Source organism: Bacterioplanoides sp. (assembly GCF_965219715.1).
Lineage (GTDB): Bacteria > Pseudomonadota > Gammaproteobacteria > Pseudomonadales > Oceanobacteraceae > Bacterioplanoides.
Genome location: NZ_OZ244785.1, coordinates 718,676 through 736,481 on the forward strand (window position 1 = coordinate 718,676; position 17,806 = coordinate 736,481).

The 17,806-nt window shown below is 50.1% G+C and carries 14 protein-coding genes; 6 read left to right on the forward strand and 8 right to left on the reverse strand.

The window, feature by feature from the left end:
* Nucleotides 1-2: 2 nt before the first annotated feature.
* Both ACOQOZ_RS03815 and dnaQ read left to right on the forward strand, forming a co-directional pair.
* Nucleotides 3-758, forward strand: coding sequence for a methyltransferase domain-containing protein (locus ACOQOZ_RS03815; RefSeq protein ID WP_420590954.1), 756 nt, complete (start codon nt 3-5; stop codon nt 756-758).
* A 32-nt stretch (nt 759-790) separates the two neighbouring features.
* Nucleotides 791-1,492 carry a DNA polymerase III subunit epsilon gene (dnaQ, locus tag ACOQOZ_RS03820; RefSeq protein WP_420590955.1) on the forward strand — a complete coding sequence of 234 codons (702 nt, stop codon included), beginning with the start codon at nt 791-793 and terminating at the stop codon, nt 1,490-1,492.
* An 84-nt stretch (nt 1,493-1,576) separates the two neighbouring features.
* On the opposite strand, the gene nhaB is transcribed toward dnaQ, so the two are convergent.
* Entirely contained in the window at nt 1,577-3,088 is a 1,512-nt protein-coding gene (gene nhaB, locus ACOQOZ_RS03825; protein WP_420590956.1) for a sodium/proton antiporter NhaB, read from the reverse strand.
* Between the two features lie 255 nt (nt 3,089-3,343).
* Here nhaB and ACOQOZ_RS03830 point away from each other — a divergent pair, with 255 nt between their 5' ends.
* A complete protein-coding gene (locus ACOQOZ_RS03830; protein WP_420590957.1) occupies nt 3,344-4,987 on the forward strand; it encodes a hypothetical protein in 1,644 nt (547 codons plus the stop codon).
* Between the two features lie 2 nt (nt 4,988-4,989).
* Nucleotides 4,990-5,631, forward strand: coding sequence for a hypothetical protein (locus ACOQOZ_RS03835; RefSeq protein ID WP_420590958.1), 642 nt, complete (start codon nt 4,990-4,992; stop codon nt 5,629-5,631).
* Between the two features lie 73 nt (nt 5,632-5,704).
* Here the strand turns inward: ACOQOZ_RS03835 and thiI are convergent, their stop codons facing one another.
* Complete coding sequence (gene thiI, locus ACOQOZ_RS03840; protein WP_420590959.1) at nt 5,705-7,159, reverse strand: tRNA uracil 4-sulfurtransferase ThiI; 1,455 nt, start codon at nt 7,157-7,159, stop codon at nt 5,705-5,707.
* 213 nt (nt 7,160-7,372) lie between these two features.
* Between thiI and phbB the strand changes: the two genes are divergently transcribed.
* Nucleotides 7,373-8,119: an acetoacetyl-CoA reductase gene (gene phbB, locus ACOQOZ_RS03845; RefSeq protein ID WP_420590960.1), complete on the forward strand. Its 747-nt coding sequence runs from the start codon at nt 7,373-7,375 to the stop codon at nt 8,117-8,119.
* Nucleotides 8,120-8,165: 46 nt separating this feature from the next.
* Here phbB and ACOQOZ_RS03850 read toward each other — a convergent pair whose 3' ends face one another.
* The 6 genes from ACOQOZ_RS03850 to ACOQOZ_RS03875 form a co-directional block, all read right to left on the reverse strand.
* Nucleotides 8,166-8,963: a type IV pili methyl-accepting chemotaxis transducer N-terminal domain-containing protein gene (locus tag ACOQOZ_RS03850; protein ID WP_420590961.1), complete on the reverse strand. Its 798-nt coding sequence runs from the start codon at nt 8,961-8,963 to the stop codon at nt 8,166-8,168.
* Between the two features lie 95 nt (nt 8,964-9,058).
* On the reverse strand, nt 9,059-10,297 hold the full coding sequence (locus ACOQOZ_RS03855; RefSeq protein WP_420590962.1) for a tyrosine-type recombinase/integrase: 1,239 nt from the start codon (nt 10,295-10,297) through the stop codon (nt 9,059-9,061).
* Between the two features lie 103 nt (nt 10,298-10,400).
* Nucleotides 10,401-11,531 (reverse strand): molybdenum ABC transporter ATP-binding protein, encoded by a 1,131-nt coding sequence (gene modC / locus ACOQOZ_RS03860; protein WP_420590963.1) that lies wholly within the window; start codon nt 11,529-11,531, stop codon nt 10,401-10,403.
* A 58-nt stretch (nt 11,532-11,589) separates the two neighbouring features.
* A complete protein-coding gene (modB, locus tag ACOQOZ_RS03865) occupies nt 11,590-12,270 on the reverse strand; it encodes a molybdate ABC transporter permease subunit (protein ID WP_420590964.1) in 681 nt (226 codons plus the stop codon).
* Complete coding sequence (gene modA / locus ACOQOZ_RS03870; protein ID WP_420590965.1) at nt 12,270-13,139, reverse strand: molybdate ABC transporter substrate-binding protein; 870 nt, start codon at nt 13,137-13,139, stop codon at nt 12,270-12,272. Before modA ends, modB begins: the two co-directional genes overlap by 1 nt.
* Nucleotides 13,140-13,577: 438 nt before the next feature.
* Nucleotides 13,578-14,798: a hypothetical protein gene (locus ACOQOZ_RS03875; protein WP_420590966.1), complete on the reverse strand. Its 1,221-nt coding sequence runs from the start codon at nt 14,796-14,798 to the stop codon at nt 13,578-13,580.
* A 155-nt stretch (nt 14,799-14,953) separates the two neighbouring features.
* Between ACOQOZ_RS03875 and rapA the strand changes: the two genes are divergently transcribed.
* On the forward strand, nt 14,954-17,731 hold the full coding sequence (gene rapA, locus ACOQOZ_RS03880) for an RNA polymerase-associated protein RapA (protein WP_420590967.1): 2,778 nt from the start codon (nt 14,954-14,956) through the stop codon (nt 17,729-17,731).
* The last annotated feature ends 75 nt before the right edge of the window (nt 17,732-17,806 follow it).

The following is a 17,806-nucleotide window of genomic DNA, read 5'->3' on the forward strand; positions in this document are numbered from 1 at the left end:
GCATGAACAGAATCGGTAATCGGATCAAGCCAGAGGTTTATCAGCGCTGGCTAAAAAAAGATTCCGCACGGCGTCTGATGTCATTGGAAGCGCGCTGGTTGAAAGATGCAGTACAGCCATTCCGCGGGTTACACCTCGCTTATGCGGGAATAGATCCTGAGCCAAGGTTTCTCAACGGCTGCCGCTGCCATCATCGCTTCAGAATCGGATTGCCGTGGCAAAACAACCTTGTTGAGGCTGACGTAAAAAGCAGAGATTACAGCTGGCCACTGGCCGATGAAACCCTGGATGTCGTGGTGTTGCAACATATGCTCGACATGGGACGACGTCCACATCAGAGTATTCGGGAAGCGTGTCGGGTTCTGGTTCCCAATGGCTACCTGGTTGTCGTTGGCTTCAACCCATACAGCCTGTGGGGCGCAAACCGCTTTTTGCGAACGTTTTCTGGTGAGCTTCCCTGGATATCAAATCCGGTTGCTCCAGGTCGATTGCAAGACTGGCTGACATTGCTGGATCTCAGGGTTGAATATATTCAACATATTGAACATCTGTGGCCGCTGAAACTCGGTTCCGAACGACTCAGTCGTCGCTTTGATCGTGTGCTGGCAAATCGCAATCAGTTTCCAGGTAATGGCTACTTACTGGTTGCAAGAAAAACCGTTGCGGGCATCACTCCGATACGAGAGCGCCGCTGGCTAAGCTCCGGCCGAGGGTTCGCCGTTACAGCCCCCGCAACCAGAAACAACATTAACGTTTAACAGCACATCCGCTGTTTCTACAGAGCAAGTAAATGAGACAAATCGTACTTGATACCGAAACAACCGGTATTGGTGAAGGTCACCGGATTATCGAAATCGGTTGCGTGGAAGTGATCGAAAGAAAACTCACTGGCCGTCATTACCACCGTTACATTCACCCGCAGCGTGATATTGATGCTGAAGCACAGGAAGTTCACGGCATCTCGATTGAATGGCTCGAAGAAACCGGGGCACCGGTATTTGCTCAGGTTGCTGACGAATTTCGCGAATTTATTGCTGGCGCGGAGCTGGTTATTCATAACGCCGCGTTTGACGTGGGCATGATGGATGCCGAGTTTGATCGACTCAACCTCACCAAAACCGCTCAATTTTGCGGTGTGCTTGATACGCTGAAGCTGGCACGGGATATGTTTCCCGGATCCCGGGTAAGCCTCGATGCATTATGTAAACGCTATGACATCGACAACAGCCATCGTGAACTCCACGGAGCATTGCTCGACTCCGAGATCCTGGCTGAAGTCTACCTGGCAATGACCGGCGGCCAGACCGATCTGGCGCTGGCAGTTGAAGACAACCAACAAGGCGGTGCTGCTGACATTAATATTGATGAATCGTTATTAAACGCCGCGGAGCTGGTTGTTGTCAGAGCCAGCGATGACGAAATACAGGCCCACGAACAAATGCTGGATCTGGTTGATAAGAAAAGTGAAGGCGCTTTGTGGCGTCGCTCCTGACATCTCACGCCCCCAATCTTTGAGAGCGACTGCCAGCCAGCAGTCGCTTTTTTGTCTGTCAGATCTTTCTTATCGCCCGCGGGATTACAATAGATAGGTAACAGCAGCAAAGCCGACCAACGTCATCACAACCGTATATGGCAGCGCCATAATCACCATTCGCCCATAAGACAAGCGAATCAAGGGTGCCAATGCCGATGTCAGCAAGAATAAGAAGGCGGCCTGACCGTTAGGTGTTGCCACACTTGGCAGATTGGTTCCGGTATTTATCGCTGCAGCCAACAAATCAAATTGCTGACGACTGATATCACCTGCATCGAATGACGCCTTCACTTCAGAAATGTAGACGGTTGCGACAAACACATTATCGCTGATCATCGACAGCACACCGTTAGCGAGGAAAAACACGCCTGGCTGAGCGGCCAGAGAAACGTTATCCGTACTCAGGATCCAGGTAATAATCGGTGTAAACAGATGCTGGCTGTGAATCACACCCACGATGGTAAAGAACACCACCAATAATGCGGTAAAAGGCAGGGCTTCCTGGAACGCTTTGCCAATTTGATGCTCTTCGATAATGCCGTTAAACGACGTCACCAGAACGATCACCGTTAAACCAATCAGGCCAACTTCTGCCAGATGGAATGCAAGGCCAGCAATCAGAAAGAGGGCAACGGCACCTTGCACCCACAGCTTTGCAGTGTGTTTGTGGGTCATCTGCTGCTTTTGCTCATCATCATACTGCTGCAGGATGTTGCGAACTTCTTCAGGGATTAATGAGCCGTAGCCAAACCAGCCGGTCTTCTCCAGCACAATGCAGGTTAACAACCCTGCAACCAGAACTGGCATGGTCACTGGCGCCATCGTCAGAAAGAAAGTAATAAAGTCCCACTTAGCAACCTGAGCAATCAACAGGTTTTGCGGCTCACCCACCAAGGTACAAACACCACCAAGAGCAGTACCCACCGCACCATGCATCAACAAACTGCGCAGAAAGGCACGAAACTGTTCCAGATTCTCACGATGAGCGGCGCGTAATTCATCGTCATTGCCATGATCATGGCTGGTGCTGAAGGTCTTACCAGAAGCCACCTTGTGATAAACACTATAGAAACCAACGCCAACACTAATCAGAACTGCAGTAACTGTCAGTGCATCGAGGAACGCGGACAAGAATGCTGAAACGATGCAGAACAAAAATGACAGCGCTACCTTAGAGCGAACATTTAATAAGATCTTGGTGAAGGTAAAAAGCAGCAGGTCTTTCATAAAGTAGATACCTGCCACCATAAACATCAGTAACAGAATCACTGGAAAGTTAGTAATGGCCTCGTCATAGACGACTTGCGGCGAAACCATTCCAAGCAATACTGCCTCAAGCGCCAGTAGACCGCCCGGCTGCAGTGGATAGCACTTCAGCGCCATCGCCAGAGTAAAAATAAACTCAATAATCAGTAGCCATCCCGTTACATAGGGGCCAGCAATATTCAGTACAACAATATTCGCAAGCAGGAAGCCAACAATGGTCTTTTTATACCAATGCGGAGCATTTCCCAGGAAGTTATTTAGGAAGGCGGAGGCGAGAGAGGACGACATTATATTTCCCAATGATCTTGGTGCAGGGTAAGAAATGCGCGCAATGTAATACGTTTGCAATAATTTGCAATATGTAGTTTCTTGAAACTGTCTTGAATACGCCGACAAGGCCTGTTAGCAAGCCGCTTATCGGCTATCGCTAACGTCGCTGCAGCGCCCGTGTATATTGAAGTTTGACTGTTTTTCGCAAAAGCTTCGCGCTTTGCAGACTAAGTAGGTAGAATGGCAGAAAATACAACAAAGAACGTCCCTGGTATGGCCGAATTAACAACAGGAAGTGAAGTTTCACAATTTGCCGCCTCTCTGAATCTGGTAAAGACAGAGATCGCAAATGCATTGGATCAGGCTGCAGTTCAGCTCGATGCCTACTCAGAATCAGGCAGCGCCGATAGTCTGCGTTTATTTCTGGAAGAAGTTCAGCAAATTCGCGGTACCTTTAAGATACTCGACTTCCGTGCAGGGGAACGTATTTGTGAAGAGTTGGCTGAAACCGGCAGGGCAGTAAAAGCTCAAAAGGTCAACGAAGCAACACTGGAGGCCTTCACCCAGGCTGTTGTGTTTCTTAAGCGTTATGTCGATTTTGTTGCCAACGGCGAACAAGTCGCTCCAAGCCTTCTGGTTCCAACCATCAATCTCATTCGGAAGCAGCGTCAGGAAAAGCCTTTACCGGAAGCCTATTTCTTTCTGGTTAACCTGCGCCCCAAACTAAGCATGCCAGAAGCCGTTCCTGGTGCCGGTAGTTTTCCTTACCGTCGTGCAAGACAGCTTTACCAACTGGGCCTCATCGGGCTTATGCGTAATCAGGGACGTCGTGGTCCGTTACAAGTTATGTTGCGCGCCGTTAAACGTTTTGAAGCCGCAAGCCGTGGTGGTGCGGCGTGGCCTTTCTGGTACGTTACCCTCGCAGCCCTCGAAGCCTTATCTCAGGACGCCTACGAGATGACACCTCAGCGCCTGGCACTACTGGGGGCTCTTGATCGCCAGGTGCGTAAGATTCAGGACACCGAAGGCAAAGCTTTTAATGAAAAAATGCCTGATTGGCTACTGAAAGAACTGCTGTATCTGGTGGCGCTCGGCGAAGCAGATACCAAAGATATTGAACGCGTACAGAACGACTTCCACGTCGGTGTTGGCGTAAAAGAAACTCAGCTTGCTGATGCCCGCAATCGTCTCTCAGGCCCTGATCAATCAGCCCTGGACTCACTGTCGGAAGCGCTGCAGGAAGAGCTGCAGTCGGTTAAAGACCTGATTGATATGCTGGAGCGTACTGATACCAGCGAATCCAACTTCGAAGAGTTGTTTACCAGCCTGACCCGCATTGCTGATACGTTGCAAATCGCCAACCTCAATGAAGCCGCAGAACAAACCCGTCGTCTGTGTACCGCACTCAAAGCCAATGGCCCGGAGAAGATGCAAAGCCAGATGCCGGCCGTTGCCGACAGCATCATTCGCATCGAACAGGAAATGCGCGGCATTACACAGAGCGGCCTGGAACAAACCGCCCTGGTTGATCCTGTTAGCCTCAGTGAAGCCAAGATTGCAGTTCTGTCTGAATCCATGACGGCGCTGACCATGATCAAGCGTGCCATTGGTTCATACATTGATTCGAACGGCGACAAGCTGCACGTTAAGAACATTGGCAAGAGCCTGCACGATGTGGCTGGCTCTCTGATTTTCCTGGAGAAGGAAAATATTGCTGAGATGCTGCATCAGCTTGAGCACTTTATAGCCAAACGCTTAATTGAAAACCCAAGCACACCGGCCGAGTCTCAGCTTGAGTCTTTTGCTGATGCCATTACAGCGATTGAATATTACCTGGACTCAATGATTGGCCAGACAACGGGCGCTGAAGACGCTCTGAAAATGGCTCGTGAAAGCCTTGCCGCGCTAAAGGACTAATAATGCTGCAACCAAGCCTGACTGTAATCACCGTCATTTTTATACTGATTGCTCTGATTGCTATCGCGTTTGCATGGAAAGGAAGAGAGTGGTTCATGCACTGGCTGAAAGGCAGTGTGGGGTTTTTCCTGCTTGCTGGGTGCATATCGGCTGCCTTCGCACTTGCTGACCTATGGAGCTACCGCCAACTTCTCGAAGAAGAACCACTGGCCACTCTGAGCGTTTACCAGCTGGGTGATCAGGCATTTGATGTCACCCTGGCACAGCCAGATGGCACCGAAGAGCGCTTCAAAATCTCCGGCGACCAATGGCAGCTCGACGCTCGACTACTGACATGGACCGGCCCTTTCGCTGCCGCTGGCGCCCAGCCACTTTATCGCCTGGATCGACTATCCGGCCGCTATTTGTCTTTGGAGCAGGAGCGCACTGCAGAGCGCAGCGTGTATAGCCTGTCTGAGTCTCGCTGGTTTGATTTATGGAAATCCGTACAAGGTGCCGCGCTTTGGCTGGATGCGCAGTTTGGTAGCGCTGTTTATATGCCATTGGCTAACGGCGCGGTATTCGCCATACACCTCAGCCCCAAAGGACTCATTGCTCGCCCCGTCAACGAGGTTGCTGAAAAAGCACTCGGTGGTGACTGGTAAATTCCGCGAAGTCCGACCATAAAAAAGCCCGCTCGATGCGGGTTTTTTTTATGTAACCTGACTCGACAGAACCTCAGCCAATCAACACGGCAAAGTTGCCTTTTTCCTGCGCATTTAAATGATGCGCATGAATCTTACTCATGGTGCCTTTCTGACAATACAACAAGTGGCGTTTGCCAGACTCAAGCTCCGATACTTTATTATCCAGTTCATAGAAGGGGATTGTCAGCACATCGTTATTGGTCAGATGCAAAGGTGCATCTTCCACTTCATTTGGATGACGAATATCAACAACCACATCATCTATGGCAGGCGTGGAAACCAGCTGAACGTTTTCCAGGCCACTTTCTTCGCCATCAAGTACATCATCAATGCGCTCAACCTTGGCATTATCCAGCGCGGCTTCCAATACGGAAAAATCAAAATCCTGCTCAGTTTTTTCCACCTTAGCGAGATCGCCAACGGTAGTTGGTCGCACTGAAATAACGCCACAATACTCCGGCATAGTTGCTGCGAAACTTTCTGTGCCAATTCGACGAGAGATATCGATAATCTCCGGCTTATCCATAGCCGCCAACGGGCGTAGCACCATATGGTCAGATACTTTATCAATGACAGCAAGATTAGTGATTGTCTGACTGGCAACCTGGGCAACCGATTCACCAGTAACAACCGCAGGAATATTTAAACGATCAGCCACACGAGAAGCAGCTCTCAGCATCATACGCTTGAGCACCACACCCATTTGACCAGTGTCGATATTCTTGAGAATTTCTTCAACCACACCTTCGAACGGCACCGTAACGAACTTAACACGGTGACTCTCACTGTAATTCGACCAAATGTAGTTCGATACCTGCTTAACCCCAATTTCATGGGCACTACCACCCAGGTTAAAAAAGCAGTAATGAGTCTTAATGCCGCGGCGAATCATCAGGTAGCTGGCGACGGTCGAATCAAAGCCACCGGAGATTAATGACAACGCTTCACCCTGGGAGCCCAGAGGGTAGCCACCAATGCCATCCATCTGCTGACGAACAACCTGAACCTTATCGTTACGAATCTCGGCCTTTACAACAACATCAGGATTCTTCAGAGAAACGGCACTGGCGTCGGTTTCTTTTAACAGGCCACCACCCATGTAAATTTCAGCCTGATGGGAGGTGAAATCGTGCTGGCCAGCACGCTTAATCCGCACACAAAAAGTCTTGCCCGCAATCTCATCGGCATAGGCTGCTTTCACGTGCTGATAAGCGTCATCAAGGGTAGTAAATTCGTATTCGACAATCTCAAGAACCGATCCTATGCCCGGTGTATGGGTCAGAATCTGAACCGCCTGGCGACGCGCTGCATCATCATCGTGATTAAGCACAACAACCAGGCTATCCCAGCGATTTTGCACATCCGCCGACAGTTCATGCTTACGAAAAAGAGTCTGCAGATTCTGGCGCAAAATCTTAGTGATCTGTTTACGCACCGGACGCGACTTAATGGTTATTTCCGGAAACAACTTGATTACAAAATTCATAGACATAAGCGGTGTATCAGCCCGACAAGCGAAAAAGGCGCGAATTATAGCTCAGCCAGTGCTTTAGTGGCAGCTTTGCTGAACAATCGACTAATGGTTAATTATTAGTCATCTGCAATTTTAGATGCATACGTTTCCGGCTTCATATTAGTGTCATGTAAGGCAGCGATTCTGCCTTAGCAATCTAGCAAATACGCACTGAAGGAGTAGAGCATGACTAAACGTATCGCGTTAGTAACCGGCGGCACCGGTGGTATCGGTACTTCAATCTGTAAGCAACTGCATGATGACGGATATCAGGTTATCGCCGGATATTATTCTGGCGGCAACCACGAAAAAGCGCAGGCATGGCAAGATCAGATGAAAGCTGACGGTTATGACATTGCGGTTGCCTACGGCAACATCCGTGATTTCGATTCCTGCCAGACCTGTATCGATGGCATACGTAAGGATTTCGGCACCATCGACATTCTTGTCAACAACGGCGGCATTACCCGCGACACCACGCTGAAGAAAATGTCACCGGAGCATTGGGATGATGTTATCGCGACCAACCTGACCTCGGTTTTCTACATGACGCGCCTGGTTATCAACGACATGCTTGAGCAGAAGTGGGGCCGCATCGTTAACATCTCCTCGGTTAACGGCGAGAAAGGGCAATTTGGTCAGGCTAACTACTCTGCGGCTAAAGCCGGCATGTACGGATTTACCAAAGCTGTGGCACAGGAAGTGGCCAGCAAAGGAATCACCGTCAATACCGTCTCCCCGGGGTACATAGCCACCTCCATGATCATGGATGTACCGGAAGAAATTCGCGAACAGATTCGCAAAGGTATCCCGGTAGGACGATTCGGCAAGCCGGAAGAGATAGCCCGCGTCGTTAGCTTCCTGGCAGGCGAAGAAAACGGCTTTATCACCGGTGCTAATATCTCAGCCAACGGCGGACAGTACATGCACTAATCCCTCAGCATAAAAAAACCGGCAGCTGCCGGTTTTTTTATGCCTGTTAGACGGGACCATCATGCAGACGCTGATACATACCTGTGATTTCATCCATTCGTTTGAGCATACTCTCCGTCGTACGGGAAATGACGTGCGGTGTATACTGGCGGCTCTCCAGGCGCTTAAACCCTGACTTTGAAAAAGCCAGCTGCGCCTTCACACCGGAAAGAGCTGATTGAATCTCGGAGCTGTTTTGCGGCGAGCTCATCAGCATCGCCAGCCCTTGCTCAAATTCCCCCAAAGTACTGTAAAAACCGGCGGTGATATCTTCGAGGTTTTCACCACTCAGATGAGCGAAATAATACTTGGCCATCCGCTGACTGAGCATGCGCTGGCGACCTGAAACATTCACCAGTACTGCGCTATCCGTTCCGGCATAGGCCTCGATATCCAAAACGACCTGATGACAGGCGGCCACCAGATCTTCACCAAGCCCAATTAATTGCTGCAGCTGCGGTGAGCTTGCCGCAGACAGCGCGGCTTGTAGCTTAAGCCAGCGCTCCTCAACTGTGCGCAGGTTATTCTGTATGCGCAATGTCGGGGCATAATTGCGAAGATTACCAAGCTGCGTAGCGAACAGATCGCGGGCCAGCTGCAGCTGCTTTTCGGCCTTAAGCGTATCAATATCCGCCGCCAGCTGAATGTACGCTTTAACCATACGCTCACTCAACATACGCTGGCGCCCGGCCTGATTCAGCGCTGCGCCGTCCGTTAACGTCGGGGAATCAGCCGCTTCGGCCAACAATCGAGGGGAGAGCACCAGCAGGATCGCCGGAATAAGGGAAAGCCAAAGAATACGCATCGAACTGCCTCCGTAACATGAGTTTCACTCTGGCCTGAGCAAAAACAGTTCCCGAATTCAGAATAAATTGTTCTCTTTGTTGGCTTTTAGCCGCGCTAATACTCTGGCTTGAGCTTTTTATGGCGAGCACTGGCATGGCGCTCGCGCATCTCGGTGTCAATGTAGCGATCGGTGGTTGCCATACTGGCATGTCCCGCATCTTCTTTTACATGTTCTTTCGGCCGGAATTTAACATCCTCAGAAATACCGGTATGACGGAGCCAGTGTACGGTTGCCACCTGCAACTCCTCGGCTTCATCTTTTAAGCCTTCTTCGCGCATGCGCTGATATGCGGCATCAAAACAGCCCTGAACAAGATAACGGATCTGGCGGGTGCTGGTGACCGCACCACGACCTTTAATCTTGGCCACAATCGGAGTCTGCTCGCCAACACGGGGCAGGGGAGTCAGCCCGAGATGATTCCGATAACGTTTTAATGCATCCAGCATATCATCTGACACCGTCACCATTCTCACCTTGTTACCTTTACCAACTACCCGCAACCACCAATGCTGGTCACGATCCTGCTGAAAGTCGCCCATTACAGGCGTTCCGCGCTCATCTGCAACCAGCTCAGAAATCCGCAAATACATACCAAACAAGCAACGCATCACAAACAGCGAACGCTCATGTTCTTTAGGATTATCCTGCGCCGCCCGCTCAACCGTTTCCAGAATGTAATCCCACTGCAAATTCGATATGCGGCGGATAGGTTCCTGATAAGCATGGCGTTGCAGGTAGCGACTGCGCTGACGAATCAGCTTTATCGGGTTAATCGCGAGATAATCTTCCTGCTGCAGGTAGTTAAAATAGGTCGATAAGATAGAGAAAACCGCCTGCAGACTTTTCTGGGACAGATTAAAATCGTCGGTTTGGGAGCGCTTATTTTGCTGGGCGACAAACGGACGCCAGTCCGGGTTGATCACTCGCTCTCCCTGGTAATTCCGAAAGCGTGCAACCTGCTTGTTACCTACCCAGCTGGCAGGAGGAGATTGGCAAAACGCCAGATAGTCTTCCATATCCTGACGATTCAATTCCGCCAAACCGGCCTGCCGAACCAGCCAGCTCCACTGCAGCAACCTTTCGACTTCGCGTCGGTAGCTGTTAAACGTCGCGGAAGAACCGTTATAACTGCCCAGGAAGTTGAGACTGTTCACCAGGTCATCATAGATTTGTTCAATAGCCCGCAGCTCGGGCTGACGCTGCAGGATGGATCGGGCATAGGTCAGAGGGTTGCCAATATGAGCCGCCTGGTCAAACAGCGGCGCCGGTGGAAGTTCGGTGTTTTTCATCATTTCAATAATTATCGGAATTATTGCAACGATACGAAATTTACCACCCCAGGACAACCGCAACGACAATCGTAAAAAAACAGGGAAGATAATCTAAGATCAGCAACTAACGAATAATGGACGCCGACTTGATCTGCGCCCAAACCTGCATGCCAGTTTCCAACTTCAGCTGATGCACAGAACGGCGCGTTAAACGGGCCAGCAACATGGATGACCCATCTTCGTTTTCCAGCTTCAGCTGCAGCAACGCAGTAGCCACATCAATATCACTGATATTTTGAATCGTTGCCGGAATTCGATTGGCAATGCTGCTTTCCGAATAGTCACTCAAGGCGATACTGACATCTTTAGCTGGTACGCGAATCCTGACGAGTTCATCTCTCTCTACCTCAGGCCGGACGACGCAGGCGTCATTGAGCCACAAACGCCCACCAGAAAAGCGCAGCTCAGCGAGATGCCACTCAGGATCAATACTTTCAACCCGCGCCTCGAGCACCGATCCTGCATCATCGGCGTCAAAACCACTCAAGCCAACCCGCGAGAACACGTCATTAACAAATCCCCGAGCCGAAACCATGCCATTATCGAGTAACACAGCGTAGTCAGCCAGTCTGGCCACCTCGTCCATGGAATGACTGACGTAAATCATGGGGATATCCAAAGTCTGCTTAATGCGTTCGAGATAGGGCAAAATCTCCTGCTTTCGCTGTCGGTCGAGTGCTGAGAGGGGCTCATCCATCAACAATAACTGTGGACCAACCATTAACGCCCGGGCAATCGCCACGCGCTGCTGCTCGCCACCGGACAACTCATCCGGTTTATTATCGAGCAACGCAGACAAGCCCAGCAGCTCGATAATTTCATCACAACCCGACTGATTCAGAGCACTAGCAGAGCGCTTGAGAGCGAAATTGAAGTTGCCAGAAACGGTGAGATGGGGGAACAAGCTTGGCTCCTGGAATACGTAACCAATTGGTCTTTTCCAGGCTGGCAATAGAATATCGTTGTCGCCGTTATCGTTCTGCCAAACCGAGCCATCAACCTCAAGAAAGCCAGGACACCCGGACTCCAGTCCGGCCAGCCAGCGCAACAGAGTCGTCTTTCCGCACCCAGAGTGGCCAAAGATTGCCGTGACGCCACTGGCCGGAATATCCAGATCAATGTCCAGAACAAATCGCTTACCGGCCGGCTTAGATTCTCGCTGCAACTGAAAGCACATATGGATTTTGCCAGACATCAAATTCCTACCTGCTGATTTTTAGTCAAACCTGCCAGCGCAGCCATATTCAATAACCTCATCGAACAATCGCAGTCTGTTGCTTTTGGCTGAGATACAAGCCAAGCAGCACAACAAAAGCAAACACCACCATCAGACCTGATAATGCATGAGCCTGATCGTATTGCAGCGCCTCAACGTGATCATAAATCTGAACCGAAACCATACGGGTCTCATCAGGAATATTGCCGCCAATCATCAGAACAATGCCAAACTCACCAACAGTGTGGGCAAAGCCAAGAATCGCCGCGGTGATAAAGCCTGGTTTCGCCAATGGCACAACAACACTGAAAAAGCGATCCAGCGGCGCCGCTCTCAGAGTCGCCGCCACTTCCAGCGGTCGAGCACCAATCGCCTGCATCGAATTCTGAATTGGCTGAACAACAAACGGCAATGAATAAAGCAGCGATGCCACCACCAGACCAGGAAAGGTAAAGGGCAGAAGTCCGAGACCCAGACTTTGTGTCAACTGACCAACCGGCCCCTGGGGACCCATGGCGATCAGTAAATAGAAACCCAGCACGGTTGGCGGAAGTATTAAAGGCAAAGCAACAACAGCAGAAACAACCGCTTTCCATCGAGAGCGGGTATTGACCAGCCACCATGCGATTGGGGTGCCGATAATCAGTAAAAGCAGGGTAACCACACTGGCAAGCTTTAAGCTCAGCCAGATAGCGCCTAAATCTGCATCAGATAACATTATTTTTCAGCCAGGTGATATCCATAAGAACGGATTATGGCACGACCCGGCTTAGATTGAATAAAGCGATGCAACTCAATCGCAGGGCCAAAGGCCGAACCTTTCTTAGTCAGCACCATATCCTGGCGAATAGGTTGATAATAGGACTCAGGGATAATCCAGGACGAGCCCGACTTAAGCTGCTCTTCAGCGTAAATCTGCGACCGGGCAACAAATCCGATCTGGGCATTTCCGGTGGCAACAAACTGATAGGCCTGGGCAATATTCTCGCCGGTAATCAATCTGGATTTCAGCTGCTGATCCAAATCCAGAGCTTTAAGAGTTTCCATAGCGGCGAAGCCGTAAGGGGCCAGCTTTGGATTGGCGAGAGACAGACGACTGTAATTATCGGAAATAAGATAGTGGCGATTCAACAGAAGATCCATCTCAGAACTCCATAAAACTAAAGACCCCAGGGCATACGTTGTTAATGAGGCCTGATCGGCAAGGTCAGCTTCAATCAATGCCGCGGGCTTCTGTTGGTCAGCAGACAAAAACAGATGAAAAGGTGCGCCATAACGAATTTGAGCAAACAGCTTGCCGGAGGATGCGTAAGAGACTTTCAGGTCATGACCAGATAGCCGCTTGAACTCGCGAGACAGATGTTTCATTGGCGCAATGAAATTTGATGCGACTCCGACATAAACCGTATCGGCATACACAGGCGTTTTAAAAGACACAGACGTCAGCATCAAAAACAGCAGCCATAACATCCGTCGAGCAAACCCTGAACAGCGGGACAATAAACACCAGGACAAATCGTACTTAGGCAATTCGTTCGCCTTATCTGAACCGTTAATATTTATCGCGCCAGTCTGAAGTAATGGCATGGCTGGCTCAAGACATAAATGCTGATGCGGCCAGTATCCAGATCAAATATGTTCCGAGTGAAAGGTGTTCCACAGCTTACAAACAGACTCACAAAAGACTTGTAAGCGATTGTTTTTATTATCAATTAAAAGTAGATAGCAATGAACAGCTTAGGAAAAACACAGAGCAACTCTCTGCTTAAACGGCTCACTCAATATATTCCGATAATACCAATTATCGGAAATATTATGATATGACTGACTCCCTCGTACCAGCATCAATGGCCGTCCAATCGATATCGCATTTAAGCCGCCAACCAACATAAGCCAATCAGCAGCCTCTGATTTATACAGCGCCTATTTATACAGCACCTTACCAACGCGTACCTTTTTCAAAACTTCACTACTTCAAATTCGATACGCGTTCGTTTATCTCGATCATTTGAAGCTATGGCCAGACTACTCAACCCATGCCAGGTCATTCAGCGTGAGTTCGCCTTTATCGAAGTTAATCTGAGTTTTAAGCTTTGTCCCCTGGTGGCTCAGATATCCCTGGTCAACCAGCTGTAATACAGCATCACCCAGCGATGATTCAAGCACGCTGTCATTAAGACTGACGCTGAGCCCACCACTCAGCCTGGTCGGCGTCAACACCTCTCCCAAAGAAGCGATTTCCTGTAACTGCGAAGCGTTCAGATCACCCTCAGCCACCAACCGGGTTATCACTGGCTGATCACCAAGGGCTGGATTTTCTACCGAGACATCCAGCGACAAAGCCTCAAGGTTCAGTGAATATGGGTTTGATGCTAATTGAACAACCGCGGGAATCAGAGCATCAAGACTATCAACATCAACCTCTGCCAGCCCTTCAACTTCATCGACCTTAATACCGTCGATATAGAAAGCCACATTGGACGGCCTGACGTCAGCAGCCATGGTTGCTGTTTTGATATGCGCATTATCCACCCCGATCCGGCTGTGGAATGTCATATGGTTGTTCTCAGTCACCGCAGCTGAAATAACACTGAAGCCTTCCAACTGAGATTTAGTTCGCGCATCAACCACCAACAATGAACGCAACTCGACCGACGAATAATCGTCTTGCTGCCCATCCGCCCGTATCCAGCGCGATTGTTCGACCTTCAATCCGTCTAACAGAAATTGCTGACCATCCGGAGCAGATACACTGATCCCCTCAATATCAAACCAGGTGCGGTAGCCTCCATCATTTGTTATTTCCGATAATACTTTGGCACCTTCAAACTTTGCAGCACCTCCAGCCTCAAATGCTTTAACCTGGTACTCCAATTCGAACGCATCCTTCCAGAACGCAGCAAAGAAGCGACCGCCCTGCAATTCATCAAAATCAACACCAAACTGGTTCAGTGCCATCTTGCTTCCTGCCAGGCTGCCCCGCGTAGTTAGCGCGATATCACCGGTAACAAAACCTGGCCAGAACTGGTTGTCAGCAATAAACACCAGCTTCTTGCCGTCTTGCTCGACAATCAACTCAATCTTACTGCTGAACCAGCCTTGTTGATTGGTGGCCATTTTGAGCTGCGGCTGTTGATCAACGTAGGTTTTCAGTGCCTGAGTAAAGACATTGCCACTGTAATAAGCCGATCCAGCGGATAAAAGACAACCGGCGACGAGAACGCCACCTAATAGGGAGGGTTTCATTGATATTCCTTTAATAAGACATTCATTCCATGACTGCGCTGCCATAGTAAACAGCGCCCCGCTGTTTGTAAAACAACTGGAACTGGGTTTTTCTGAGGGATTACGGTAGACTGCGCGCCCTTTTTAAACAGCAGTAAAGCAGGTATCGAGACACTATGTATTCAGTAGGTCAGCGTTGGATTAGTGAAGCCGAAACGGACTTAGGCTTGGGTTTAATTCAGGACGTTGATTTCAGAATGGTAACCGTCTATTTCCCGGTTATCGACGACGTCCGCACCTACTCCAAACAAAACGCCCCTCTTACGCGTGTTCGCTTCAAAGTGGGTGATGTTGTACCGCTGCAGGATGGTGAAAGCATCACCATTACTGAAGTTCAGGAACAGAATGACATCATTTTCTATGGTGATGATGAGCGCTTTGTTCCAGAGACTCACCTGAGTGGCCAGATACAACTCAACCAACCAACAGATCGCCTGTTCTCAGGTCAGATTGATAACAACAATCTGTACGAACTGCGTCAGATCGCCCTGCAACAGCTGAGTAAATTACGCAAACGTCCGTTCTATGGACTGCTGGGTGGCCGCACATCGTTACTGCCTCACCAGTTATACATTGCTGAACAGGTGACTCAGGATTCAATTCCTCGTGTTTTGTTGGCCGACGAGGTTGGCTTGGGTAAAACCATCGAAGCCGGCTTAATACTGCACCGCCTGTTGCTGCAGCAGCGTATTTCACGCGTCATGATCATGGTACCGGATCACCTGCTGCACCAATGGCTGGTTGAAATGATCCGTCGCTTCAATCTGCGCTTTACCATTGTCGATCGCGCCATGGTGGCTGAAAACCGCCTGGCAGCCATGGAAGGTGATGTCAGCAACATGTTTGCTGACAGCCAACTGTTCCTGTGCCCACTGTCTATTGCTACCCAGACCGAAGTGGCAGCACAAATGACTTCCTCCGAGTGGGACATGCTGGTTGTTGATGAAGCGCACCACCTGGAGTGGGACGAAGACGGTCACGACGATGCCTACGGCCTGGTTGATCAGATTTCTGCCCAAACCGCGGGTTTACTGCTGTTGACGGCAACACCAGAGCAACTGGGTATTAACGGTCATTACGCGCGTCTGCGTTTACTTGATCCGGAGCGTTATCCAAGCCTGCAGCAGTTCCTGGATGAACAACAACAGTATCACCCAGTGGCAGAACTTGCTTCTGCACTGGCTGGCGATGACTCTCTGAGCAATGATCAGCAAAAAGCCCTTGCTGAATTGCTGCCAGACCTGGCCGACAGTGATGATCGTAGCAAGCAACTGGAAACACTGATTGACCGTCGCGGGCCAGGACGTGCTCTGTACCGGAATACCCGCCACGGCGTCAGCGGCTTCCCGCAGCGTATTCCAAACATCAGTTATTTGCCGGTACCGGACTATACCGAAGCGGCCAGCGCTGACCTTGATAGTGCTTTATTCCCGGAGCTGGGGGTTAATAACTGGAGCGACAGCGATCCGCGTTGCAATTGGCTGTTAGACGTCTTGGCAGCAAATAAGAAAGACAAAGTTGTACTGATCTGCCACTCGGCTCAGACCGTGTTAGATCTGGAAAAATTCCTGTGGGAAAAACACGCCACTCCTGCGGCGGTATTCCATGAGAACATGGATCTGGTAGAACGCGACCGCGCTGCTGCTTACTTTGCCGATCATGAGCAAGGCGCGCGCATCTTATTGTGTTCTGAGATTGGTAGTGAAGGTCGTAACTTCCAGTTTGCTCATCATCTGGTGCTGTTTGACCTGCCGTTCAACTGCGATCTGCTGGAGCAGCGTATTGGCCGTCTGGATCGTATTGGCCAGAAGCATGACATCCAGATTCATATCCCGGTATTCGAAGGCCACCTCAATGGCCAATGGGCACATATCCTGAATGAAGGCCTGGATGTGTTTACCCGCCCTAACCCGGCTGCTCAGCCGCTACTGGAAAAACACCGTAACGATATTGAGCAGGCCCTGCAAAGTAACGCCAATCTGGGCGCGTTAATCAGCACCCTTGCCGCCGAGCGTGACGAGTTACTGCAAGCACTGGAAGCCGGTCGTGACCGTCTGCTGGAATTACATTCCTGCCATCCGACTAAGGCACGTGAACTGGGTCAGGAAATGACCATCACTCACATCGAAGACGAAGCCGAACTGAACGACTTTATTGAGCTGTTTGCCGACGCATTCGGACTCGACCTGGTCGATTTAGGTGGCGAATGCATCACCATCGCACCGGGGGATCACATGCTGGTTCCGGATATGCCTCACCTGCCAGAAGATGGCTTTATGGCGACTACCAACCGCGACATCGCCCTGTCTCGCGATGATGTGCAATTCCTTAGTTGGGAACACCCGTTTATCGACCAGGCTCTGGAGTTAATTGTCAGCAGTCCATCCGGTAACGCGGCGGTTGGCTACATTGAAGATCACGGCCACAACACCGGTGATTGCTTTATTCAGCTGCAGTTTGTTGCACAGTGTGCGGCACCTAAAGCCCTGCAGGTCGAACGTTACCTGCCACCGAATGCAATGCATCTGATGATGACACCCAAAGGTGATCTGGTGGTGAATGAGCCAGAGACTCTTCCAGGTTTTGCCCTGCCATTAAAGAAAGGTACTGCGCGCGGACTGGTAGAACAGAAAACAGCCGAAACACAGCCACTGATCCATAAGCTGGAAAAGCTTGGTGCTGGCCAACTGAGCAAGATGGTGGCACGCGCCGAAGCTAAAGCGGAAGAAGCCTTCGATGCTCGCCTGGAACGACTGCAGGCACTTTCACAGCAGAATCCAAACATCCCTGCCCAGCTGGTTAATGCCGTTAAGCAGGAACGTGATCAGGTACTGACTGCGATTCGTGATTCACAGCTGATTCTCGATAGCGTACGCCTGGTGTTCTGCGGCTGATCGGTTACTTTAAAAAACCGTTATCCGAAGCATAAAAAAAACCGGTATTCATATCTTGAATACCGGTTTTTTTAT

Coding starts and splice junctions, on each gene's coding strand:
- ACOQOZ_RS03815 (WP_420590954.1), top strand. CDS start 3: ATGAACAGAATCGGTAATCGGATCAAGCCAGAGGTTTATCAGCGCTGG.
- dnaQ (WP_420590955.1), top strand. CDS start 791: ATGAGACAAATCGTACTTGATACCGAAACAACCGGTATTGGTGAAGGT.
- nhaB (WP_420590956.1), bottom strand. CDS start 3,088: ATGTCGTCCTCTCTCGCCTCCGCCTTCCTAAATAACTTCCTGGGAAAT.
- ACOQOZ_RS03830 (WP_420590957.1), top strand. CDS start 3,344: ATGGCCGAATTAACAACAGGAAGTGAAGTTTCACAATTTGCCGCCTCT.
- ACOQOZ_RS03835 (WP_420590958.1), top strand. CDS start 4,990: ATGCTGCAACCAAGCCTGACTGTAATCACCGTCATTTTTATACTGATT.
- thiI (WP_420590959.1), bottom strand. CDS start 7,159: ATGAATTTTGTAATCAAGTTGTTTCCGGAAATAACCATTAAGTCGCGT.
- phbB (WP_420590960.1), top strand. CDS start 7,373: ATGACTAAACGTATCGCGTTAGTAACCGGCGGCACCGGTGGTATCGGT.
- ACOQOZ_RS03850 (WP_420590961.1), bottom strand. CDS start 8,963: ATGCGTATTCTTTGGCTTTCCCTTATTCCGGCGATCCTGCTGGTGCTC.
- ACOQOZ_RS03855 (WP_420590962.1), bottom strand. CDS start 10,297: ATGATGAAAAACACCGAACTTCCACCGGCGCCGCTGTTTGACCAGGCG.
- modC (WP_420590963.1), bottom strand. CDS start 11,531: ATGTCTGGCAAAATCCATATGTGCTTTCAGTTGCAGCGAGAATCTAAG.
- modB (WP_420590964.1), bottom strand. CDS start 12,270: ATGTTATCTGATGCAGATTTAGGCGCTATCTGGCTGAGCTTAAAGCTT.
- modA (WP_420590965.1), bottom strand. CDS start 13,139: ATGCCATTACTTCAGACTGGCGCGATAAATATTAACGGTTCAGATAAG.
- ACOQOZ_RS03875 (WP_420590966.1), bottom strand. CDS start 14,798: ATGAAACCCTCCCTATTAGGTGGCGTTCTCGTCGCCGGTTGTCTTTTA.
- rapA (WP_420590967.1), top strand. CDS start 14,954: ATGTATTCAGTAGGTCAGCGTTGGATTAGTGAAGCCGAAACGGACTTA.